This window comes from Siccirubricoccus deserti (assembly GCF_014283215.1).
GTDB lineage: Bacteria > Pseudomonadota > Alphaproteobacteria > Acetobacterales > Acetobacteraceae > Siccirubricoccus > Siccirubricoccus deserti.
In genome coordinates this window covers 163379-184086 of sequence record NZ_JACOMF010000004.1, presented here as the reverse complement: position 1 = coordinate 184086, position 20708 = coordinate 163379, and the positions used below count along the sequence as shown (strand labels likewise).

At 71.2% G+C, this 20708-nt stretch carries 21 protein-coding genes; 12 read left to right on the top strand and 9 right to left on the bottom strand.

Features of this window, described 5'->3' with window-relative positions:
• The first annotated feature begins 217 nt into the window (after positions 1–217).
• Genes H7965_RS05555 through H7965_RS05535 form a run of 5 tightly spaced genes read left to right on the top strand, consistent with a single transcriptional unit; the run spans position 218 to position 5622 of the window.
• A complete protein-coding gene (locus H7965_RS05555; protein WP_186769549.1) occupies positions 218–2785 on the top strand; it encodes a hybrid sensor histidine kinase/response regulator in 2568 nt (855 codons plus the stop codon).
• Between the two features lie 16 nt (positions 2786–2801).
• The gene (locus H7965_RS05550) at positions 2802–3317 is read left to right on the top strand and encodes a chemotaxis protein CheW (protein ID WP_229682476.1); all 516 of its coding nucleotides are present in this window, start codon (positions 2802–2804) and stop codon (positions 3315–3317) included.
• A gap of 3 nt (positions 3318–3320) precedes the next feature.
• Positions 3321–3719 (top strand): response regulator, encoded by a 399-nt coding sequence (locus H7965_RS05545; protein ID WP_186769548.1) that lies wholly within the window; start codon positions 3321–3323, stop codon positions 3717–3719.
• Positions 3716–4804 carry a chemotaxis-specific protein-glutamate methyltransferase CheB gene (cheB, locus tag H7965_RS05540; protein WP_408906673.1) on the top strand — a complete coding sequence of 363 codons (1089 nt, stop codon included), beginning with the start codon at positions 3716–3718 and terminating at the stop codon, positions 4802–4804. Before H7965_RS05545 ends, cheB begins: the two co-directional genes overlap by 4 nt.
• Positions 4801–5622 carry a CheR family methyltransferase gene (locus H7965_RS05535; protein WP_186769547.1) on the top strand — a complete coding sequence of 274 codons (822 nt, stop codon included), beginning with the start codon at positions 4801–4803 and terminating at the stop codon, positions 5620–5622. Before cheB ends, H7965_RS05535 begins: the two co-directional genes overlap by 4 nt.
• Positions 5623–5844: 222 nt before the next feature.
• Here the strand turns inward: H7965_RS05535 and ctrA are convergent, their stop codons facing one another.
• Positions 5845–6588 (bottom strand): response regulator transcription factor CtrA, encoded by a 744-nt coding sequence (gene ctrA / locus H7965_RS05530; protein ID WP_186769546.1) that lies wholly within the window; start codon positions 6586–6588, stop codon positions 5845–5847.
• A gap of 155 nt (positions 6589–6743) precedes the next feature.
• On the opposite strand from ctrA, the gene H7965_RS05525 reads away from it, so the two are divergent.
• The gene (locus H7965_RS05525) at positions 6744–8087 is read left to right on the top strand and encodes a FliI/YscN family ATPase (RefSeq protein ID WP_186769545.1); all 1344 of its coding nucleotides are present in this window, start codon (positions 6744–6746) and stop codon (positions 8085–8087) included.
• Positions 8077–8469, top strand: coding sequence for a hypothetical protein (locus H7965_RS05520; RefSeq protein ID WP_186769544.1), 393 nt, complete (start codon positions 8077–8079; stop codon positions 8467–8469). Before H7965_RS05525 ends, H7965_RS05520 begins: the two co-directional genes overlap by 11 nt.
• Positions 8470–8476: 7 nt before the next feature.
• Here the strand turns inward: H7965_RS05520 and hppD are convergent, their stop codons facing one another.
• Positions 8477–9580: a 4-hydroxyphenylpyruvate dioxygenase gene (gene hppD / locus H7965_RS05515; protein WP_186769543.1), complete on the bottom strand. Its 1104-nt coding sequence runs from the start codon at positions 9578–9580 to the stop codon at positions 8477–8479.
• Between the two features lie 23 nt (positions 9581–9603).
• Entirely contained in the window at positions 9604–10449 is an 846-nt protein-coding gene (gene phhA, locus H7965_RS05510; protein WP_186769542.1) for a phenylalanine 4-monooxygenase, read from the bottom strand.
• A 106-nt stretch (positions 10450–10555) separates the two neighbouring features.
• Here phhA and H7965_RS05505 point away from each other — a divergent pair, with 106 nt between their 5' ends.
• The gene (locus H7965_RS05505; protein ID WP_186769541.1) at positions 10556–11029 is read left to right on the top strand and encodes an Lrp/AsnC family transcriptional regulator; all 474 of its coding nucleotides are present in this window, start codon (positions 10556–10558) and stop codon (positions 11027–11029) included.
• Positions 11030–11048: 19 nt separating this feature from the next.
• Here the strand turns inward: H7965_RS05505 and H7965_RS05500 are convergent, their stop codons facing one another.
• Together H7965_RS05500 and H7965_RS05495 are read right to left on the bottom strand one after the other, a co-directional pair.
• Positions 11049–11255 carry a hypothetical protein gene (locus H7965_RS05500; protein WP_186769540.1) on the bottom strand — a complete coding sequence of 69 codons (207 nt, stop codon included), beginning with the start codon at positions 11253–11255 and terminating at the stop codon, positions 11049–11051.
• 26 nt (positions 11256–11281) lie between these two features.
• Positions 11282–12532 carry a flavin-dependent oxidoreductase gene (locus H7965_RS05495; protein ID WP_186769539.1) on the bottom strand — a complete coding sequence of 417 codons (1251 nt, stop codon included), beginning with the start codon at positions 12530–12532 and terminating at the stop codon, positions 11282–11284.
• 59 nt (positions 12533–12591) lie between these two features.
• Between H7965_RS05495 and H7965_RS05490 the strand changes: the two genes are divergently transcribed.
• The 3 genes from H7965_RS05490 to H7965_RS05480 all read left to right on the top strand — a co-directional run bounded on the left by H7965_RS05490 (position 12592) and on the right by H7965_RS05480 (position 15817).
• Positions 12592–12831, top strand: coding sequence for a hypothetical protein (locus tag H7965_RS05490; RefSeq protein WP_186769538.1), 240 nt, complete (start codon positions 12592–12594; stop codon positions 12829–12831).
• 70 nt (positions 12832–12901) lie between these two features.
• Positions 12902–13789 (top strand): 3-hydroxyisobutyrate dehydrogenase, encoded by an 888-nt coding sequence (gene mmsB / locus H7965_RS05485; protein WP_186769537.1) that lies wholly within the window; start codon positions 12902–12904, stop codon positions 13787–13789.
• A 162-nt stretch (positions 13790–13951) separates the two neighbouring features.
• Positions 13952–15817, top strand: coding sequence for a sensor histidine kinase (locus H7965_RS05480; RefSeq protein WP_186769536.1), 1866 nt, complete (start codon positions 13952–13954; stop codon positions 15815–15817).
• 45 nt (positions 15818–15862) lie between these two features.
• Here the strand turns inward: H7965_RS05480 and H7965_RS05475 are convergent, their stop codons facing one another.
• Entirely contained in the window at positions 15863–17290 is a 1428-nt protein-coding gene (locus H7965_RS05475) for an aminotransferase-like domain-containing protein (RefSeq protein WP_186769535.1), read from the bottom strand.
• Positions 17291–17402: 112 nt separating this feature from the next.
• On the opposite strand from H7965_RS05475, the gene H7965_RS05470 reads away from it, so the two are divergent.
• The gene (locus H7965_RS05470; protein ID WP_229682475.1) at positions 17403–17774 is read left to right on the top strand and encodes a DUF983 domain-containing protein; all 372 of its coding nucleotides are present in this window, start codon (positions 17403–17405) and stop codon (positions 17772–17774) included.
• A gap of 29 nt (positions 17775–17803) precedes the next feature.
• Here H7965_RS05470 and H7965_RS05465 read toward each other — a convergent pair whose 3' ends face one another.
• The 3 genes from H7965_RS05465 to H7965_RS05455 are packed head-to-tail and all read right to left on the bottom strand — an operon-like array spanning position 17804 to position 20703.
• On the bottom strand, positions 17804–18736 hold the full coding sequence (locus tag H7965_RS05465; RefSeq protein ID WP_186769534.1) for a 2-dehydropantoate 2-reductase: 933 nt from the start codon (positions 18734–18736) through the stop codon (positions 17804–17806).
• Positions 18737–18778: 42 nt separating this feature from the next.
• On the bottom strand, positions 18779–19678 hold the full coding sequence (locus H7965_RS05460; RefSeq protein ID WP_186769533.1) for a lipid A biosynthesis lauroyl acyltransferase: 900 nt from the start codon (positions 19676–19678) through the stop codon (positions 18779–18781).
• A gap of 2 nt (positions 19679–19680) precedes the next feature.
• The gene (locus H7965_RS05455) at positions 19681–20703 is read right to left on the bottom strand and encodes a zinc-binding dehydrogenase (protein WP_186769532.1); all 1023 of its coding nucleotides are present in this window, start codon (positions 20701–20703) and stop codon (positions 19681–19683) included.
• Between the last annotated feature and the right edge of the window lie 5 nt (positions 20704–20708).

Genomic DNA, 20708 nt, shown 5'->3' with positions numbered 1-20708 from the left:
GCGTCTCAGTGTTGCGGGAGGATGATCCCTTCCGATCGGCACTTCGACACGTCCTCCGCCGCAAGGCTGCGGAAGGAAACGGGATGGTATTCATAGGCACTCCAAAGGGCCAACGGCCCGGACTGCGCGGTGGCGCTGTCCGGCACCGCAAGGCTTTACCGAATCTTCGGTCTCCCTTGGGCAGTCTCGGCCGGCGCAGCCTGACCGGGAATGAGTTATGGATGACCTCCTCGCCGATTTCCTGACCGAGACGCATGAGGGGCTGGTCGCCCTCGATGCCGCCCTGGTGCGGCTCGAACGGGCGCCGGAGGATGCGGCGACGCTGTCCGAGGTGTTTCGGATCGTCCACACCATCAAGGGCACCTGCGGCTTCCTCGGGTTGTCGCGCATGGAATCCGTGGCGCATGCCGGAGAGAACGTGCTCGGCCGCTACCGCGACGGCACCCTGCCGGTCAGCCGTGGCGGCATATCGCTGATCCTCCGCGCCGGCGACTGCATCCGCGCCATCGTCGCCGGGCTGGAGGCGACCGGCGCCGAGCCGGCCGGCGACGACGCCGGGCTGATCGCCGCGCTGAACGCCAAGGCCAATGGCGAGGGCCTTGCCACGCCGGCGGAGGCGACCGTCGGGGCCGCCGCGGTCGAGGCCGCAACGCCCCTGCCGCCGCCAGCCGCGACCCTGGCCGGGACCGGCCCCGCGCAGGCGGAGGCCGAAAGCCCGGCCAGCGGCGGGGCGGTCTCGGCGCCGCAAACCATCCGCGTTTCGGTCGATGTGCTGGAAGACCTGATGATGCTGGTCAGCGAGCTGGTGCTGACCCGCAACCAGCTGCTGCAACTCGCCCGCAACCAGACCGACAGCGCCTTCGCGGTGCCGCTGCAGCGGCTCAGCCACATCACCTCCGACCTGCAGGAAGGCGTGATGAAGACCCGCATGCAGCCGATCGGCAATGCCTGGGCGAAGCTGCCGCGACTGGTGCGCGACCTCTCGGTCGAACTCGGCAAGAAGATCGACCTCGAGATGCGCGGCGCCGAGACCGAGCTCGACCGCCAGGTGCTGGAACTGATCAAGGACCCGCTGACCCATATGGTCCGCAACAGTGGCGACCACGGGCTGGAAGGGCCGGAGGAGCGCCGCCGCGCCGGCAAGCCGGAGACCGGCCGCATCACGCTGAACGCCTACCACGAGGGCGGCCACATCATCATCGAGATCGCCGACGACGGCCGTGGTTTGAACCTCGAGCGCATCCGCCAGAAGGCGCTGGCCCAGGGCCTCGCCACCGAGGCGGAACTCGCCGGCATGTCGGAGCGCGAGATCCAGCGCTTCATCTTCCGCGCCGGCTTCTCCACCGCCGCCGCGGTCACCGCCGTCTCCGGCCGCGGCGTCGGGATGGATGTGGTAAAGACGAACATCGAGCGGATCGGCGGCACCATCGAGGTGCATTCGAAGGAGGGCAGCGGCACCCGCTTCCTGATCAAGATCCCGCTGACCCTGGCCATCGTCTCCGCCCTCATCGTCCAGTCGGGCGGCGAGCGCTTCGCGGTGCCGCAAATCGGCGTGGTGGAGCTGGTGCGGGTCGGCGGGGCGGGCGCGGCCAGGCTGGAACGCATCAAGGATGCTCCGGTGCTCCGGCTGCGCGACCGGCTGCTGCCGCTGGTCCGCCTTGCCTCGCTGCTGCGGCTCGATGACGACCAGCCGCAGGAGGAGAGCGGCTTCGTCATCGTCACCCAGGTCGGCGCCCATGTCTTCGGCATCATCGTCGACCGGGTCTTCGACACCGAGGAGATCGTGGTGAAGCCGGTGGCGCCGATCCTGCGGCATGTCACCATGTTCAGCGGCAATACCATCCTCGGTGACGGCAGCGTCATCATGATCCTCGACCCCAACGGCATCGCCCGCGCCACCGGCGTCGGCGCCGAGGGTGGGGAGGCCGAGGCGGAGCGCGACGCCGCCCGCCCGGCGGCGCTGCTGCAATCCGACACGCGCACCGCGCTGCTTCTGTTCCGCGCCGGCGATGCCACGCCGAAGGCGGTGCCGCTCGGCCTGGTCGCCCGGCTGGAGGATGTGGCGCGGGAGAAGATCGAATGCGCCGGCGGCCGGCCGCTGGTGCAATACCGCGGCCAGCTGATGCCGCTGGTGCCGCTTTCTGGCGTATGGGACGCCGCCGGCGCGCCGGAGCGCCAGCCGGTGCTGGTCTTCTCCGATGGCGACCGTGCGATGGGGCTGATGGTCGAGGAGATCCTCGACGTGGTCGACGAGGCGCTGGTGATCGACAGCGCCGGCGAGCGTCCGGGCTACCTCGGCAGCGCCGTCATCGGCGGCAAGGTGACCGAGATGATCGACACCGCCTGGTGGCTGCGCCAGGCCGGCGCCGATTGGTTCGGTGGCAGCGGCGTTGGCGCTCCGGCCAGAGGCCAGCGGGTGCTGGTAGTGGAGGACAGCGCCTTCTTCCGCAACCTGGTGGTCCCGGCACTCGGCGCCGCGGGCTACGCCGTCACCGCCGTCGCCGATGCCGAGGAGGCGCTGCGGCTGCGCGATGCCGGCGCCGGCTTCGAGGCCATCGTCTCCGACATCCAGATGCCGGGGATGGGCGGCGTCGGCCTGGCCCGCGCAGTGCGGGAGGGCGGACCATGGCAGGCGCTGCCGTTGATCGCGCTGACCGGCCGGGCCGAACCGGCCGACATCGCCCGCGGCCGCAACGCAGGCTTCACCGACTACGTCGCCAAATTCGACCGCGCCGCGCTGCTGGAGAGCCTCCGGCAATGCCTCTCGGCACCGGTGCAGGGCTGAGCAGAGGGGAACCGTAATGCAGCAGGCCATGAACGGGGCGGCCGCAACGGCGCCCAAGCCGCCATCCGCCGCGCCGGGGCGCGGTGCCTCGCCGCTCGGCGACGTGACGGCCGAGAGCTACCTGACCCTGACGGTCGCCGACCAGCTCTGCGGGGTGCCGGTGCTGGCGGTGCGCGACGTGCTGGGGGCGCAGACCATCACCCGCATTCCGCTGGCGCCGCCGGAGGTGGCCGGCAGCCTCAACCTGCGCGGCCGCATCGTCACCGCCATCGACCTGCGCCGCCGGCTCGGCCTGCCGCCGCGCGGCGCGGAGGAAGGGGCGGCAATGAGCGTGGTGGTGGAGCGCGACAACGAACTCTACAGCCTGTTGGCCGACCAGGTGGGCGAGGTGCTGCCGCTGCCGCGCGCCGACCGCGCGCCCAACCCGCCGACGCTCGACCCGATGTGGCGGGAGGTTTCGGACGGCGTTCATCGAATGGGCGAACGGCTGCTGATCCTGCTCGACGTCGAACGCATCCTGGCGATCGGCTGAGGGATGACCAGCCCCGAACCCGCCACCACCTGCCTGGTGGTCGACGACAGCCGCGTGGTCCGCAAGGCGGCCCGGCGCATTCTGGAAAAACACGGCTTCGCCGTGCGCGAGGCGGAGGATGGCCAGCAGGCGCTGGCCGCCTGCCGCGACACGCTGCCGGAAGCGGTGCTGCTCGACTGGAACATGCCGGTGATGGACGGGCTGCAATTCCTGCAGGCTGTCCGCGCCGAATTCGGCCCCGACCGCCCCGTGGTGGTGTTCTGCACCACGGAAGGCGCGATGGACCGCATCATCACCGCGCTGGAGGCTGGGGCGCAGGAATATGTGATGAAGCCCTTCGACGAGGCGATCTTGCGCGACAAATTCATCCAGGCCGGGCTGCTGCAGGATACCGGCGCGTGATACCCGCTTCGGGCCCGGTGCGGGTCATGCTGTGCGATGACAGCGTCACGGTGCGCGCCGCGCTCGCGCGTGTGCTGGAAGCCGACCCCGAGATCCGCATCGTCGCCCGGGTGGGCGACGGCCGGCAGGCGGTCAACGCACTCTCTGCCATGCCGACGGCGGTGCGGCCGCAGGTGGTGCTCCTCGACCTTGAGATGCCGGTGATGGACGGCATGACGGCGTTGCCGCTGTTGCTGGCCCAGGTGCCGCGGCCGGTGGTGATCGTTGCCAGCGCGCTGACCCAGAAGGGCGCCGCCGTCACCATGGCGGCGCTGCGGGCCGGCGCCGCGGATTACATCCCGAAACCGGGCGCGGCCGGCGGTGGCTTGGCCGATGCCGGCTTCCGCGCCGAACTGATCGCCAAGGTGAAGGGCTGGGCCCGGATGGGGCGTGCCCCGGCGGCGGCCAGGCTGGCCGCGCCACGCCCAGCTCCCGCCGTGCCGGTACCGCGCGGTGGCCTGCGGGCAATCGCCATCGGCTGCTCGACCGGTGGCCCGCAGGCGCTGGCGGCTCTGGTGCGCGGCCTGAGCCGGCCGCTGCCGGTGCCGGTGCTGACCGTGCAGCACATGCCGGCCGGCTTCACCGCCATGCTGGCAGACCACCTGAACCGGCTCGGCAGCCTCGGCTGCGCCGAGGCGCAGGATGGCGAGGCGCTGCAGCCAGGCCGGCTCTACCTGGCACCCGGCGACCGGCACCTGCTGGCGGAGGTCGCCGCCGGCCGGTTGGTGGCCCGGCTATCCGATGGACCGCCGGAGAATTTCTGCCGCCCCGCGGTGGATCCGTTGCTGCGCAGCCTGACCACCGCCTGCGAGGGCGGCGTGCTGGCGCTGATCATGACCGGCATGGGACATGACGGTCTGGCCGGCTGCAGGGCGGTGGCCGCCGCCGGCGGCACGGTGCTGGCGCAGGATGAGGCGAGTTCAGTGGTGTGGGGCATGCCTGGCGCGGTGGCGCGGGCCGGGCTGGCACGCGCCCTGCTACCGCCCGAAGCCCTGGCGGAACAGGTGCTGGTGGCGACCGCCGGCCACGCGGGAGCACTGGCATGAGCCCCGAGGGCTTCGCCTTCATCGCCGGCCTGGTGAAAAGCCGCTCCGGCCTCATCCTGACGCCGGACAAACAATACATGCTGGACACCAGGCTCGGCCCGCTGCTGAAGCGGGAGAAGCTGGCGAGCCTCGACGCCCTGGCGATGCGGCTGCGGGAACCCCGCGCGACCCTGCTGGCCGATGCGGTGACCGAGGCGCTGACGACCAACGAAAGCTCCTTCTTCCGCGATGGAAAGCCCTTCGAGCACCTGAAGCGCGTGATGCCCACGCTGGCCGCGGCGCGGCCGCCGGGAACGCCACTTAGGATATGGTCGGCCGCCTGCTCCACCGGGCAGGAAGCCTATTCCATCGCCATGCTACTGCAGGAGTTGGAGCCGGCCGGCGTGAAGGCCGAGATTCTCGGCACCGACATCTCGCATGAGGTGCTGGCGCGGGCGCGGGACGGCTACTTCAGCCAGTTCGAGGTGCAGCGCGGCCTGCCGGCACGGCTGCTGGTGAAGCATTTCCAGCAGGAGGCCGGGCGCTGGCGCGTCTCGCCCGCGCTGCGGGCGATGACGCGGTTCGAGCATCTGAACCTGCTGTCGGACCTCCGCGGCCTCGGGCGGTTCGACATCATCTTCTGCCGTAACGTGCTGATCTACTTCGACGCGCCGACCAAGACCCAGGTGCTGACGGCACTGGCGGCGCGGCTTGCGCCGGATGGGCTGCTCTACCTCGGCGGGGCGGAGACGGTGCTGGGGCTGACCGACCAGCTGGTGGCGCTGCCGACAGAACGCGGCGCCTATGAGCGCCGGCGCGTTGCCGCCCTGGCGGGCTGAAGCGCGGCGGTCGCTGTCCGGCTGGTCTTGGCGAAATTGGGTTGGGCGGCGGCTTCTCGCCCAGCGCCGCAGGGGCAGCGCGTCAAGGGGCGGGATGAAACTCGCCGGCTCCGGCTGCCCGGCATGGGCGGATGCCGCCGGTGCGGCGCTGGTGTGTCATCCCCGGCGCGGAAGATCGGCATCAATCCCATTGCGATCCCCTGCCGTGCCGTCACCGCCCGATCAGGCGGCGTGGGCCGGGATCAGGGGCGCGGCGCCGAGCGGTGCCGCGGCGGGGAAGCGGTTGCCGGGCTGCTGCGGGTCCCGCAGCACATAGCCGCGCCCCCAGACCGTGCCGATCAGATTGTCGGCGCCGGCCTGGGCCAGCTTCTTGCGCAGCTTGCAGATGAAGACGTCGATGATCTTCACCTCCGGCTCGTCCATGCCGCCGTAGAGGTGGTTCAGGAAGGCTTCCTTGGTGAGCACCAGCCCCTTGCGCAGGGTCAGCAGCTCCAGGATCGCATACTCCTTGCCGGTCAGATGCACCGGGGCGCCGGCCACCGAGACCTCGCGCGAACCGAGGTTCAGAGTGAGCGGGCCGACCGAAAGGCTCGGCTGGGCGAAGCCCTTGGTGCGGCGAACCACTGCCTGGATGCGGGCCACCAGCTCCTGCCCATCGAAGGGCTTGGTGATGAAGTCGTCGGCGCCCATGCCGAAGCCCTTCACCTTGGCCTGCGGCCGGGCAAGGCCGGAGAGGATCATCACCGGGGTTTCCACCCGGCCGGCGCGCAGTCGGCGGACAACCTCGTAGCCTTCCATGTCCGGCAGGACGAGATCGAGCAGCACCACGTCATAGTCGTAGAGGCGCACCATCTCGAGCGCCTCCTCACCGGTGTCGACGGCGTCCACCACCATGGCGGCCGCCTTCAGCATCGCGACGAGGCCACGAGAAGCGGTCAGGTCATCTTCAACCAATAACACGCGCATGTCTCGATCTCCTACACGCCAGACGTGTATGGAGATACCACCTATGCGCGCATTGTGAAGGGGAATTTCACAAGTTTGATGTACCAAGATGCGAGACGACTCCTTGGAAGAGGATAAACCGGGTGCCTGCAGGGCAAAGAATTTTGTCTTACCAAATGGTTGAGAAATGCAGTCTCGCCAGTGCGGCTCTGCGGCGCCAGACGCATTGGGCGCCGCATGGCAACGTGGTTTCGGCCAATGGCCTCTCAATTTCAATCACCGGCCTCGCGCCCTGGTTGCAGATCGGCTCCCGCCTCAGGCTGGATCCGCCTGGTGCCGAACCCATTGCCGCCGAGGTGGTGGGCTTCGCCGATGGGCTCGCCACCGCGCTAGCCTTCGGCCCGCTGGAAGGCATCGCCACCGGCACCGCCGCCAGCCTCGCCCCCTCCGCCACGCTGGCGGTGGATGAGAGCTGGCTCGGCCGGGTGCTGGACCCGCTTGGCCGCCCGATCGATGGGCGCGGGCCGCTCCGCCCCGGGCCGCGGCCCTGGCCGGTACGGGCGGCGGCGCCCTCGGCCGGGCAGCGCGCCCGGCTCGGCCCGCGGATCGACCTCGGGGTGCGGGCGCTTGATGCCTTCGCCACCTGCCGGCGCGGCCAGCGCCTCGGCCTTTTCGCCGCCTCCGGGGTCGGCAAATCCACCTTGCTGGCGATGCTGGCGGGCGGCGCCGGCTGCGATGTGGTGGTGCTGGCGCTGGTCGGCGAACGCGGGCGGGAGTTGCGGGAGTTCCTGGAGGACGACCTCGGGCCCGAGGGGCTGGCGCGCAGCGTGGTGGTCTGCGCCACCTCCGACAGCCCGCCGCTGATGCGGCGGGAGGCCGCCTACGCCGCCATGGCCATCGCCGAGCATTTCGCCGAGGCGGGCCGGCAAGTGCTGCTGCTGATGGACAGCGTGACCCGCTTCGCCATGGCGCTGCGCGAGATCGGCCTCGCCGGCGGGGAGCCGCCGGCGACCCGCGGCTATACCCCGGGCGTCTTCGCCGAACTGCCGCGGCTGCTGGAACGCGCCGGGCCGCGCGCGGCGGGCAAGCCTGGCGCCATCACCGGCCTCTTCACCGTGCTGGTCGAGGGCGATGACCATGACGAGCCGGTGGCCGATGCGGTGCGCGGCATCCTCGACGGCCATGTGGTGCTGGACCGCGGCATCGGCGAACGCGGGCGCTACCCCGCCATCGACATCCTCCGCAGCCTGTCCCGCACCGTGCCCGGCTGCCTGGCACCGGAGGAGGCGGCGCTGATGCGCCAGGCCCGCGGCATATTGGCGCTGCATGCGGAAATGGCCGATCTGGTCCGGCTCGGCGCCTATCGCGCCGGCGCCGATCCGGCGGTGGATGCGGCAATCCGCCTGGCGCCGCGGATCGAAGCGATGCTCGCCCAGGGCAAGGGGGAGGAGAAGGGCGGCACGGTGGAAGCGGCCTTCGCCGCCCTCGCCATGGCGCTGGAGGACGCGGATGCCGCGTGACCCGCTGGCGGTGCTGGCGCGGCTGCGCCGGCTGGAAACGGAGGCGGCAAGGCGCCGCCTGGGCGAAGCCTATGGCCGCCTGGCCGGGGCCGAGGAGAGGGCCGCCGGGGCCGGTGCGGCGCTGACGCGGGAAGGGACGCTGGGGCTGCCGTCCGACTACGGCACCTGGCTGACCCGCGGCCTCGCAGAACGGGACCGCGCCGACCGCGCCCGCGGCTTTGCCGAGGCCACCGCCACGGCCGCGGCGGCGTCACTCGGCGAAGCGCGGGCGGCGGAGCGCGGGCTGGAGATGCTGCGCAAGGCGCGGGCGGAGCGGGCGCGGCAGCGGGTGCAGCGCCAGGCGCAGCTGCTGCTGGACGAAGCGGGAGCGCGACGCCGCTGAATGCCGACTACTGGGCGGTCAACACCCCGCGGCGGATCTGGTCCAGCTCGATGCTTTCGAACAAGGCGCGGAAATTGCCCTCGCCGAAGCCCTGGTCGCCCTTGCGCTGGATCAGCTCGAAGAAGATCGGGCCGATGACCGTGCCGGTGAAGATCTGCAACAACCGGCCACCTTCCGGCGTCGGCGCGCCATCGGTCAGGATGCGGTTGCGGGCGAGGCGCGCGATCTCCGCCGCATCGAGGTCCGGCATCCGCTTCGGCAGCAGCTCGTAATAGGTGTCCGGCGTGTCCATGAACTGCACGCCCGCGGCCCGCATGCCCTCGACGCTGGCAAAGATGTCGGTGGTGCCGAGGGCGATGTGCTGGATGCCCTCGCCCCTGTAGGCGCGCAGGTATTCCTCGATCTGCGACTTGTCGTCGCTGCTCTCGTTGATCGGGATGCGGATCTGGCCGCAGGGCGAGGTCAGCGCGCGCGACTTCAGCCCCGTCAGCTTGCCCTCGATGTTGAAGTAGCGGATTTCGCGGAAATTGAAGAGCTTTTCGTAGAAGCCCCACCACACATCCATCCGGCCGCGATGCACGTTATGCGTCAGATGATCGATCACCGTCAGCCCATGGCCGCGCGGATGTGGCTCGGCATCGTTCAGCCAGCGGAAGTCCACGTCGTAGATGCTGCCGCGGGCGCCGTAGCGGTCGACGAAATACAGCAGCGAGCCGCCGATGCCTTCGATCGCCGGGATGTTCAACTCCATCGGCCCGACCTTGCCGGTGACCGGCTTGGCGCCCAGCGCGATAGCGCGCCGATAGGCCGCGGCGGCATCGGCGACGCGGAAGGCCATGGCGCAGGCCGAGGCGCCGTGCACCCGCTGGAAGGCCTGGGCGAAGCTCTCCGGCTCGGCGTTCAGGATGAAATTGACATCGCCCTGGCGCCATAGCGTGACCTGCTTGCTGCGGTGCCGCGCCACGGCGCTGAAGCCGAGGCGGGTGAACAGCGCCTCCAGCGCCGGCAGATCGGGACCGGTGAATTCGACGAATTCGAAGCCATCCGTGCCCATGGGGTTGGCCTCGGAGATGACGCCAGCCAGTGCGGTGCGATCGGGCGGGATGTCCATGGGGTGTCTCCGCTGTGGCGGGATCAGATCGGCAGGTCGGCGGGGTCGGGCGCTCCGGGCGGGATCGGCGCGGCATCGCGCGCGACTTCGAGCATCGCCGGCAGTTCGCGCATGGCGGCGAAGAGTTCGGCATAGCGGTCGATGACGAAGTAGGTCGGCTGCAGGTCGTCGATGAAGTAGTCGCTGCGCAGCACGCGGGCGGGGTCGAAGCGCAGCCGCCGCGGTGTCGCGCTGCCGGTGGCGTAGACCGTCTCGGCCGAGGAGCTGAGGATGCCGGCGCCATAGGCCCGCAGCCCGCCCTGCTCGCGGATCAGTCCGAATTCCACCATGTGCCAGTAGAGCCGCGCCAGCGGCTTCAGCGCGCCGCGCCGCGCTGCGACCTCGCCCATCCTCCCATAGGCTTCGAGGAAATCGGCGAAATCCGGCTGAACCAGCAGCGGCACATGGCCGAAGGCGTCGTGGAAGACATCCGGCTCGACAATGTAGTCCAGCTCCTCCGGCCGGCGGATCCAGCGGGTGACGGGGAAGCGCCGGGCGGCCAGATGGGCGAAGAAGGGGGCATCCGGGATCAGCCCCGGCACCGCCACCAGCGACCAGCCGGTTGCCGCGCGCAACACGGCGGAGGTTGCGGCGAAATCCGGCACGCCGGCGGCGAAGGGCAGGCGGTCCAGGCCCTTGCGGAAGGCCGCCGCGGCGTGGCGCGGCAGCAGCGCTGTCTGGCGGGCGAACAGCCTGCGCCAGGTGGCATGGTCGGCCGCGGTATAGGCGGCATGGTCCTGCGGTAGGGTGAAATCGGCCCCGGCGGCGGCGTAGTCGCCGCGCAACCCGGCTGGCAGTCCTGGTGGCGGCGCCTGGACGATGGCTGGCATGGCAACCTCCGACAGCAAGAATGCGCCAGGACGTGGAGGGTTTTTCGGCAAAATTTGTGCTGATTTCGGCTATCCTGAGCGGAATCAGCTCAAGAGAGCCTCAGCCATGGCGAAATCCGCTCCTGAGCTGGATGCCATCGACCGTCGCATCCTGCGCGCCCTGCAACGCGACGGCCGGTTGCCGGTGGTGGCGCTGGCCGAGCAGGTCGGGCTCTCCGCCACCCCCTGCCAGCGGCGGTTGAAGCGGCTGGAGGAGGCCGGCATCATCACCCGCTACGGCGCGGTGCTGGACCCGGCGCGGCTCGGCCTGCCGTTGCAGGCCTTCGTCATGGTGGCGCTGGAAAGCCACGCGGAGGAGGTGGTCAACCGCTTCCACAAAGCGCTGGCCGAACGGCCGGAAGTGCTGGCGGCCTATGCGATGAGCGGCGAGATGGACTACCTGCTGCACGTGCTGGCCGCGGATTTCGTGGCCTATCCGGCATTCGCCCTTAAGGCGCTGCTGCGCATGCCGGGGGTGAAGGAGACCCGCAGCAGCTTCGTGCTGACCACGCTGAAGCCACCGGGGGAGGTGCCGGTATGACGGCGCCCGGGAACCGCCTCTACTGGTCGAAATTCTTCCGCCGGCTGTAGTGCATCAGCCAGACCAGCACCCCCGCCAGCGCCAGGCTGAAACCGACGCCCAGCACCAGGGCGATGATCCCGTGCCAGCCGATCTCGGCCCCCGGCACGGCGCCCCAGCCGCGGACCGCGGCATGGACGGCGAGGCCGAGGACGCCGATCAGGATCAGCAGCGGAGCATAGCGCATGGGCCACTCCTTTCAGCGGGCAGGCCTCAGCCGGGACGGCCGGTGGTAACGCTCCAGCTCTCCCGCGCGTTCAGCACCGCCGGGTCGAAGCCTGCCAGCTTCTTGTAGCCGCTGGCCGTCTCCTCCAGCTCCCGCCGGCTGATCACGCTGTCGAGGTCGGTGAAGCCGTCCGGCGCGCGCTGATGCACCAGTTCCAGCACCAGATCGGGGCCGAGGCCGCGATTGGCGGCGACGATCGCCGCGGTCGCCGGCCGCCGCTCCGCTTCGTAAGCCGCCAGAGCATCCGGCCAGCCTGGCGCAGTGGCCAGATGCCACGCCAGCCGTCGCGCATCGAGGATGGCCTGAGAGGCGCCGTTGCTGCCGATGGGGTACATCGGATGCGCCGCATCGCCGAGCAGGGTGACGCGGCCATCGGTCCAGCGTTCCAGCGGATCGCGGTCGACCATCGGGAATTCGAACACCGCCTCCGCCCGCCGCATCAGCCCGGGCACGTCGAGCCAGCCGAAATCCCAGCTCTCGAAGGCCGGCAGCACATCCCCGAGCTGACCGGGGCGGTTCCAATCCTCGCGGTTCCAGACATGGTCCGGCTCGAAGCGGATCTCGGCGATCCAATTGGTCAGCCGCCGGCCATCGGGCAGGGCGGCGATCGGATAGACGACGAATTTCTGGTGATGGCTGCCGGCCTGCACCATGGAGGCGCCGGTGAGATAGGCTGGTGCCTCGCTGGTGGCGCGCCAGAGGATGGCGCCATTCCACTTCGGCGGCCCCTCATCCGGGGCGAAATGCCGCCGCACCACGGAATGGATGCCATCGGCGGCGATCAGCAGATCGGCGGTCGCGGTGCCGCCATCGGCGAAGCGGGCGGTGACGCCGCCTTCATCCTGGATGAAGCCGGCCAGCCGCTTGCCGGTCTGCACCCGCGCCGCGCCCAGCCGGGTCTGTGCCGCTTCCCAGAGCAGCGTCTGCAACCGGCCGCGGTGGATGGAGTATTGTGGCCAGCGATAGCCGGCCTTCAGGCCACGATCCTCCCGCCAGATCACCTGGCCGAAGCGGTTGGCGTAGACCAGCTCCTGGGTCGCGATGCCGGTTTCGGCCAGTGCGTCGCCGAGGCCGAGTTCGGTCAGCTCGCGCACCGCATGCGGCTGCAGGTTGATGCCGACGCCAAGCGGCCTGACCGTGGCGCTGGCCTCGTACACTGCAGCCTCGATTCCGGCGGCATGCAGGGCGAGCGCGGTGGTCAGCCCGCCGATGCCGCCGCCGATGATGATCACGCGCATGCGGCTGGTCCTCCTCCGGCACGCAGGCTAGCGGCTGGTGCCGTTCAGGCCATAGGAGGGTGTCGACAAAATCAGGACTGGCCGTCGGGCCGGTGGCGCGGGGCACGGAGGTCACCGGCGCCATGCCGGGTATGCTGGCGCGCAACCCGCACATCCGCTTCGTCAACAATCGCCGCGGCCATTGCTGGCTGGAGACGATGTTCCGCACGGCCCCCTACGTCACCGATCCGGACGCGCCGTGCGAGGATCGCGGGCGCTTCCTGGCCGAGGCCGGCAGCGCGCGACGCGTCCCGGCGTAGGCCGTGCCCTGTCTGGCCTTCGCCCCGCGCCCCGGCCACACTGCCGCCGGAACGCGGGGAGAAATCGCCAATGGCACGCATCGGCTTCGTCGGGCTCGGCAACATGGGGGCGCCGATGGCGCGCAACCTGCTGAAGGCAGGGCATGTAGTGGCGGGCTTCGACCTGGTGCCGGCCGCCCTGGCCGGCTTCGCCGCCGCCGGGGGTACCGCCGCCGCCAGCGCCGCCGCCGCCGCCGCCGGAGCCGATGTCGTCATCACCATGCTGCCGGCCGGCACGCATGTGCGCGACGCCTGGCTCGGCAGCGGCGGCATGGCCGCGGCCAGCCGGCCCGACGCCATACTGGTCGATTGCTCGACCATTGACGTCGCCACCGCGCGGGAGGTCGCCGCCGGCGCCGGCCGGCCGATGCTGGATGCCCCGGTCTCCGGCGGCACCATGGGGGCGGAGGCGGCGACCCTGACCTTCATGGTCGGCGGGCCGGACGACGCCTACGCCCGCGTCCAGCCGATCCTGGCGCAGATGGGCCGCACCCTGGTGCATTGCGGCGGCGCCGGCGCCGGCCAGGCCGCCAAGGCCTGCAACAACATGATGCTGGCGGCCAACATGATCGTCACCGCCGAGGCCTTCGTGCTGGCCGAGAAGCTCGGCCTCTCGCACCAGGCGCTGTTCGATGTGGCGAGCAAATCCTCCGGCCAGTCCTGGGCGCTGACCAGTTATTGCCCGGTGCCCGGGCCGGTGCCCGCCAGCCCTGCCAACCGCGGCTATACTCCTGGATTCGCCGCCGCGCTGATGGCCAAGGATCTCGGGCTGAGCCAGGCGGCGGCGGCCGGTGCCGGGCTGGAAACGCCACTCGGCGCCGTCGCGCTGGCGCTCTACACCCGCTTCCTGGAGCAGGGTGGCGGCGGCCTGGATTTCTCCGCGATCATTCGCCTGTTGCGAGGGGAAACATTGGGCTGACTATCTCGTTGGGTTCGTATATGACCCCAATGTGAGGCCGGTTCCGGGAAGAACTGAGGGACAATCGCCGAAGCTGGAAAGTCCCGCCTGCTGCATGAAGGCCGCGATCATCTCTGTATCCTGCCGTTGCGAGCCGCCACTGCACATGCTCGGACGGCCCGGGTGACCGACCCGGCCGCGGCGACGGGCCCGGCGGCCGAGGATCATGGCGCCCTGCTCGACGCCATCCCCCTGCCGGCCCTGTTGCTGGAGCCCGGCAGCCTGCGGCTGCTGGCGGGCAATGCCGAGGCGGTGGCCATGCTGGTGGGGCAGGAACCGGCGCCAGCCGCATCCCGCGCCGCCGCGCTGGCGACAGCCCCGGTGGCCGGCCACGACATCGCCACGGCCTGGGAGGCGGCGCTGGCGGTGCCACCGCACGGGCCGCTGCTGCGGCGCCGGCTGGCCGAGGTCACCAGCCGCGGCCGCACGCCGGAGGCCTTCGAGGCGATGCTGGCGCTGCCCGGCCAGTTGCCGCGATACCTGCTGGTGCGTGCCCGGCTGCTCGAAGTCGCCGGCCGCACGCTGCTCTCCGCCGGACTGGTCGACCTCACCGCGCATCATCAGGCTGAGCAGGCACTTACGGTCGCCCATCGGCGGCTGGAGGTGGCGCTGGCCGGGGCTGATCTCGGCGCCTGGCACTGGGACCGCCGCACCGGGGAGGTCCAGGTCTCGGAACGCTGGAACGGCATGCTGGGCTGGCCGGGCGCCACGACCATGACGGTCGCGGAATTCGAGGCGCTGGTGCATCCGGACGACCTGCCCTGGACCCGGGTGCTGCTCGACCGCTACATCGCCGGCACCTCCGCCAGCTTCGAGGCGGAGTTCCGGATGCGCCACCGTTCCGGCCGCTGGATCTGGATCTTGTCGCGCGGCCAGGCGCTGGAGCGCGACGCCCACGGCCTGGCGCAGGTGCTGAGCGGCACCCATCTGGACATGTCGGTGCAGCGCCGCTCCCTGGCCGCCCAGGCCAAGAGCGAGCGGGAGGCGCGGCGGCGGCTCGCCGACCTCGAAATCCTCTACCAAACCGCGCCGCTCGGCCTCGCCCAGCTCGACCGCGACCTGCGCTACCTCCGCATCAACCAGGCGCTGGCCGACATGAACGGCCGGCCGCCGGAGGCGCATTTCGGCCACGTCATCTGGGACCTGATTCCGGACCTGCGCGCCTCGACCGAGCCGCTGCTGCGGGAGGTGCTGGAGACCGGCGCGACGATCACCGGCATCGAGCTCTCCGGCGAAACCCCCAAGATCCCCGGGGTGCGGCGCGACTGGGAGGTGCAGCTCTATCCGGTGCGCGATCCGGAGACCGGCGAGGTGATCGGGGTCGGCGTGGTCTGCGAGGAGGTGACCGACTGGAAGCGCAATGAGCGGGCGCGCGACCTGCTGGTGCGCGAGCTGGACCATCGGGTGAAGAACCTGTTCGCCATCATCAGCGGGCTGGTCACCTTCACTGCCCGCACCGCGCCGGATCCCGAGGCCATGCGCCGGGCGCTGCTCGGCCGGATCGAGGCGCTGGCGCGGGCGCATGACCTGGTGCGGCCGGCCATGACCGGCGACAGCTCCGAGCGGGCCGAGGCGCCCGGCACCACGCTGCAATCCCTGCTGGAGGCACTGCTGGCGCCTTTCCTGGCCGGGCCGGGGCAGCCGGCACGGCTGACCCTGGCCGGCCCGCCAGTGAGGCTCGGCCATGTCGGGGCGCCGCCGGTCGCGCTGGCGCTGCATGAGCTGGCGACCAATGCGGCGAAATACGGGGCGCTGTCGGCCGGCGCCGGCATGGTGCGCATCGGCTGGACCGCGGCGCCCGGGCTGCCGGTTATCCTGCGCTGGGAGGAGTGCGGCGGTCCGCCCGCCGCCGAACCGGATGGCGCCGGCTTTGGCCACCGGCTGGTGCGGCAGTGCTGCGCCCAACTCGGTGGCGAGGCGCTGTTCGACTGGGCACCATCGGGGCTGACGGTCGAGCTGCGGCTGCCGGCGGATCGGCTGGCGGGGTAGGGAGCGCGGTCGGTGCGTTGACGGGCGCGGCGAATGCCCGGCCCGTCAGACCACCTCGGAGAATGGGGTTGGCGTCTCCTCCCGCAGCGCCTCAGCGACCAGGCGCAGGGCGGTCCGCAGCCCCTCCTGTCCGGATGCCGCACCGAGTGAAACGCGCACCTTGCCGGCTGGCGCTCCCGCCATCGCGGTGCCCACGGCGAAGGCATCGCTCGGCACGACCGCCAAGCCGCCGCGGCGCCGCAGATGGGCGGCGAAGTGGAGGCGATCCCAGCGGGCCGGCAGATGCAGCCACAGATGCAGGCCCTCGGGGTGAGCCTCGAAGGACCCGCGCGGCAGGATCTCGCGCGCGATCCGCTGGCGTGCCGCGCATTCCCGCCGGATCGCCGCGAGCACCGCGCCCGCGGTACCGTCCTGGACCCAGGCCGTCATCAACCCGGTCAGCAGCGGCGAGGCCATCAGGACATTGGCGCGCAGGGCGCCCGACAGCCGCACGGCGCAGCCGGCATCCGGCGCCACCAGATAGGCGACGCGCAGCGCCGGCGTCAGCACCTTGGACATGGTTGCGATGTGGAAGGTGAGATCCGGCGCGAGGGATGCGATCGCCGGCAGCGGCGCGGCGGGCAGCAGGCCGTAGGCGTCGTCCTCCACGATGCGCAGGCCATGGCGCCGGGCGACTTCGGCAATGGCCCGCCGCCGCGCCAGCGGCATCGTCACGGTCGTCGGGTTCTGGATGGTCGGAATGCAGTAGAGCGCCTTGGCACCAGTGGCTCGGCACGCCGCCTCCACGGCATCGGGCGACATGCCCTCGGCGTCGGCGGCGACGCCCGCGAGCCGGATGCCGAGCTGGGCGGTGGCGGTCCGGATGCCGGGGTAGGTGAAGGCATCGGTCAGGACGACATCGCCCCGCGCCACCAGGGTGCCGAGGACGGCCAGCAGCGCGGGCTGCGCGCCGGGGCAGACCAGGACACGCGCCGGCTCCACCTCGCCGAGGGTCGGGCGCAGCCATGCGGCGCCGGCGGCACGCTCCTCGGGTGCGGCGGCGCCGGTGCGGTAGGTGAGGATGGCGGCGGCATCGGCACGCGCCAGGAGGGCCGACATGCCGCGCTGGAGCAGGTCCCGCAGCGGAGGATCGGTGGGCTGGGGCGGCATGTTCATGCCGAGATCGACCGGGCCGCCGCTCTCCTCGGGCCGGGGTTGCGGGGCTGGTGCCTGGCCGCCGCGCACGAAGGTGCCGCGGCCCACGGTTGCCTGGAGCAGCCCACGCCGGCGGGCCTCGGCGTAGGCGCGGGTGATGGTGGTGAGGTCCACGCCGAGCGCATCGGCCAGGGCACGGTGGGTCGGCAGTCGCTCCCCCGGTCGCAGCACCCCGGCCGTGATGGCCGCCCCGATGGCGTCCGCGATGGCGAGGTAGATCGGCCCGCTGGCGCCGGCGATCCGGGGGATCCAGCCTTGGCCCTGCGGCGAGGGTTTCATCTTGCCTGCAAACCTTACAATCCATATATTAGGCGCATAGCCAGCCGAATTGTATGTATCTCCTCAGCTATTGTATGGCAATAGCGTTCGGCGGCCCGAATGGAGGTCACGAATGACCGAGAAGTCCAGGATCGCCATGGGTGTCCGCCGGGGGCTTGGCCTGCGCTGCCCGCATTGCGGCGAGGGGCGCCTGTTCGACCGCTACCTCAAGGTCGGCGCGCGCTGCGGCTCCTGCGGGGCCGACAACACGATCTACCCCTGCGACGATGCGCCGCCCTACCTGACGCTCTTCCTTATCGGCCACCTGATCATCCCGTTGATGTTCTGGATGGACAAGGCGTGGTCGCCGGCGATGTGGGTGATGTTCGCGGTGTGGCTGCCGCTGATCGCCGGCCTGACCCTGGCAGCCCTGCCCTTCATGAAGGGCGCCGTCGTGGGCTTCGCCTGGGCAACCGGCGTCACGCGAGAGAGCGTGCGGCAGTAGCCACCGCAGGGGGCGTTGCCTCGCCCCCGCTACCGCGGCAGCCGTCCCGCCTCCCGCCGCTGTTCATAGGCCCTGGCGTGCAGCAGCGCCGCGGCATGGATCTCCTCCGGCACGCCGGCCGCCTGGGCCGCCTGCAGCAGGAAGCCAAGGATGTGCTCCGCTTCCGTCCGCCCGCCGGCCTCGAGGTCGCGCAGCATGGAGGTGGTGTAGCCGCCCTTGGGGTCGGCGAAGACCGCACCGATCTCCTTGAGGAAGCTCTCCCGCACCGGATGGCCCTCTGCCGCGGCGATGGCGGCGTTGCGGGCCAGCACGGTCTCCATGAAGGCGATGCCGCCGGGGGCGCGGGCGATCTCGCCGGTGCTGGCCCGCATCAGCACCGTGCCGATGGCGCTGGTGCCGAGGTGCACCAGCTTCTCCCACATCCGGTCCATGATGTCGGGCACCGCCTCCGCCACCACCCCGGGCGCCTGGCTGGCCAGCGCCGCCAACGCCTGCACCCGTGGCGAAAGGCTGCCGTCCAGCTCGCCGAAGGTCAGCCAGCGCCAGTCGTTCAGATGCCGCACCGTGCCATCCGGCGCCAAGGTTGCCTGGATCTTGGCCAGCCCGCCGAGCACCGCGCCGCGACCGAAGGCGGCTTCCAGCGTGGCGACATGCGACAGTCCGTTCAGCACCGGCAGCACCGCCGTGCCCGGCCCCATGGCCGGGCGGATGGCGGCGATGGCGGCGTCCAGGTCGTAGGCCTTGCAGGTCAGCAGCACCAGGTCGAAGCCTGGCCGCGCCTCGGCCAGGGTCTCGACCTTCTGGTGCAGCGCGCCGAAGGGGCTTTCGATGGCCAGGCCGTCGCGTGCCAGCTGCTCCGCCCGGCGCGGGCGGACGAGGAAGGTGACCTCCGCCCCCGCCTGCAGCAGCCGGCCACCGAAATACCCGCCGAGCGCACCGGCACCGAGCACCAGGATCCGCATGACATCCCTCCTTATGTTGCGAGGCAGGCGCCCCGGGGTCGCCTACCGCCAGCGGCGGTGCATCCACAGCCACTGGCCGGGGTGCTCGCGCACCCAGCCTTCGACGATGCGGTTGAGCTGCGCCGTTGCCGCTTCGACATCCACCCTGCCGGTGGCGTCTTTTTCCAGCTCGATCGCCTCGGTCAGCTCCAGCCGGAAGCGGCCGCCGGGCAGGCGGATGGCGCGCGCCCCGTGCACCGGGCAGTCGAAGCGCCGGGCGAGGCGGGCGAGCAGCGGGTTGGACGGGGTCGGCCGGCCAAGGAAGCCCACCCGCGGGCCGCGGCTGAAGCGCTGGTCGATCAGCATGCCGACATGCAGCCCCTCGTCCAGCGCCTCCAGCATGCGGACCGGCGCGGCGACATTGGTGGGGATCAGCCGCCCCATGCTGCCGCTGCGCAGCCGGACGATGTCGCGCCCCACCGCGGCGTTGTTCGGCATGCGATAGAGCACGGCGGAGGCCAGCCCATGCTTCGCCGCGGCAATCGCCGGCAGCTCCCAATTCGCCAGATGCGCGGCGAAGAACAGCGCCGGCTTGCCGTCTTCGCGGAGCGCCATGAAGCGGGCGACGGAGTCGGGTGGGAGCTCGATCCGGCCATGGTTCGGCCGCGCCTCGTCGAAATCCCAGATGCGGTCCATGTGGACATATTCGCAGGCGGTGCGGCCGAGGTTGTCCCAGGCTTCCCGCGCGATGCGGCGATGCTCGGCCTCCGGCAGCTCCGGGAAGGCGTGGCGGATGTTGTCGAGGGTGACGCGCTGCACCGGCAGCAGCGGGCCGAGGCTGCGGGCGAGCCAGCCACCGAGATCCGCCGCCCGGTCCGGGCCGAGGGCGCGCAACGTTGCGAACAGCGCCCGCACCAGGGCGGCCACCGCCGCATCCGCCGCGCGGCGCAGCCAGGCCGGCATGGTCAGAGGGTTACGACGATCTTGCCGAAGACGCGCCGCGTCTCAAGCCGGGCCAGCGCTTCGGAGAAGCCGTCCAGCGGTGCCACCGTGTCCAGCACCGGGGTAATGCCTGCGGCCATCTTGCCCAGGCCATCCGCCACGTTGCGCATGGTGGCGCCGAAGCTGCCGAAGATCTTCAGCTGGCGCTGGAACACCATCATCAAATTGGTCTCGGCCGAGACGCCGGAGGTGCTGCCGCAGGTCACCAGCCGCCCGCCCATGCGAAGGCTGAGGAGGCTGCCGGCCCAGGTGCTGGCGCCGACATGCTCGAACACCACATCCACGCCACGCTTCTTCGTCACCCGGCGGGCGACGCTCTCGAAGCGGTCGGTCGTGTAGTTCACCACATGGTCGGCACCGAGGGCGCGGGCCTGCTCGCACTTCTCGTCGGAGCCGGCGGTCGCGATGACGGTGCAGCCCATCGCCTTGGCCAGCTTCACCGCGACGGTGCCGATGCCGGAGCCGGCCGCCTGCACCAGAATGGTCTCGCCGGGTTCCAGCTTCGCATTGTCGAACAGCATGTGCTCGACGGTGGAGAAGGTGATGGCGGCGCAGGCGGCGTGCTCGACCGGGACACCATCGGGCACCGGCACCAGCAGCCTGGCGTCCTGGTTGACCAGCTCCTGGGCGAAGCCGTCGAGATGGAAGCCCTTCACCCCGGCGACATTCTCGCAGAGGTTGTCGCGCCCCTCGCGGCAGGCCCGGCAATGGCCGCATGTCAGTGCGCCATAGGGCACGGCGAGCTGGCCGGGGCGCCAGCCGGTGACGCCCTCGCCGAGCGCGACGACCTCGCCCACCGCCTCGGCGCCCACGGTCAGGGGGAGCTTGCGCTTGGCGAAGGCCATGCCGCGCCAGCCCCAGACATCGATGTGGTTGAGGCCGACCGCACGCATCCGCAGGCGGACCTCGCCAGGGCTGGGCGGCGGCGGTTCGGGCACATCGACCAGCCGCGTGTCGCGGTCACCGAACAGCTGAAGGGCGCGCATCAGAT

What these genes read in the sequence shown, in the direction of transcription:
- H7965_RS05555 (WP_186769549.1), top strand. Translation starts at nt 218, where the DNA reads ATGGATGACCTCCTCGCCGATTTCCTGACCGAGACGCATGAGGGGCTG.
- H7965_RS05550 (WP_229682476.1), top strand. Translation starts at nt 2,802, where the DNA reads ATGCAGCAGGCCATGAACGGGGCGGCCGCAACGGCGCCCAAGCCGCCA.
- H7965_RS05545 (WP_186769548.1), top strand. Translation starts at nt 3,321, where the DNA reads ATGACCAGCCCCGAACCCGCCACCACCTGCCTGGTGGTCGACGACAGC.
- H7965_RS05535 (WP_186769547.1), top strand. Translation starts at nt 4,801, where the DNA reads ATGAGCCCCGAGGGCTTCGCCTTCATCGCCGGCCTGGTGAAAAGCCGC.
- ctrA (WP_186769546.1), bottom strand. Translation starts at nt 6,588, where the DNA reads ATGCGCGTGTTATTGGTTGAAGATGACCTGACCGCTTCTCGTGGCCTC.
- H7965_RS05525 (WP_186769545.1), top strand. Translation starts at nt 6,744, where the DNA reads ATGGTTGAGAAATGCAGTCTCGCCAGTGCGGCTCTGCGGCGCCAGACG.
- H7965_RS05520 (WP_186769544.1), top strand. Translation starts at nt 8,077, where the DNA reads ATGCCGCGTGACCCGCTGGCGGTGCTGGCGCGGCTGCGCCGGCTGGAA.
- hppD (WP_186769543.1), bottom strand. Translation starts at nt 9,580, where the DNA reads ATGGACATCCCGCCCGATCGCACCGCACTGGCTGGCGTCATCTCCGAG.
- phhA (WP_186769542.1), bottom strand. Translation starts at nt 10,449, where the DNA reads ATGCCAGCCATCGTCCAGGCGCCGCCACCAGGACTGCCAGCCGGGTTG.
- H7965_RS05505 (WP_186769541.1), top strand. Translation starts at nt 10,556, where the DNA reads ATGGCGAAATCCGCTCCTGAGCTGGATGCCATCGACCGTCGCATCCTG.
- H7965_RS05500 (WP_186769540.1), bottom strand. Translation starts at nt 11,255, where the DNA reads ATGCGCTATGCTCCGCTGCTGATCCTGATCGGCGTCCTCGGCCTCGCC.
- H7965_RS05495 (WP_186769539.1), bottom strand. Translation starts at nt 12,532, where the DNA reads ATGCGCGTGATCATCATCGGCGGCGGCATCGGCGGGCTGACCACCGCG.
- mmsB (WP_186769537.1), top strand. Translation starts at nt 12,902, where the DNA reads ATGGCACGCATCGGCTTCGTCGGGCTCGGCAACATGGGGGCGCCGATG.
- H7965_RS05475 (WP_186769535.1), bottom strand. Translation starts at nt 17,290, where the DNA reads ATGAAACCCTCGCCGCAGGGCCAAGGCTGGATCCCCCGGATCGCCGGC.
- H7965_RS05470 (WP_229682475.1), top strand. Translation starts at nt 17,403, where the DNA reads ATGACCGAGAAGTCCAGGATCGCCATGGGTGTCCGCCGGGGGCTTGGC.
- H7965_RS05465 (WP_186769534.1), bottom strand. Translation starts at nt 18,736, where the DNA reads ATGCGGATCCTGGTGCTCGGTGCCGGTGCGCTCGGCGGGTATTTCGGT.
- H7965_RS05460 (WP_186769533.1), bottom strand. Translation starts at nt 19,678, where the DNA reads ATGCCGGCCTGGCTGCGCCGCGCGGCGGATGCGGCGGTGGCCGCCCTG.
- H7965_RS05455 (WP_186769532.1), bottom strand. Translation starts at nt 20,703, where the DNA reads ATGCGCGCCCTTCAGCTGTTCGGTGACCGCGACACGCGGCTGGTCGAT.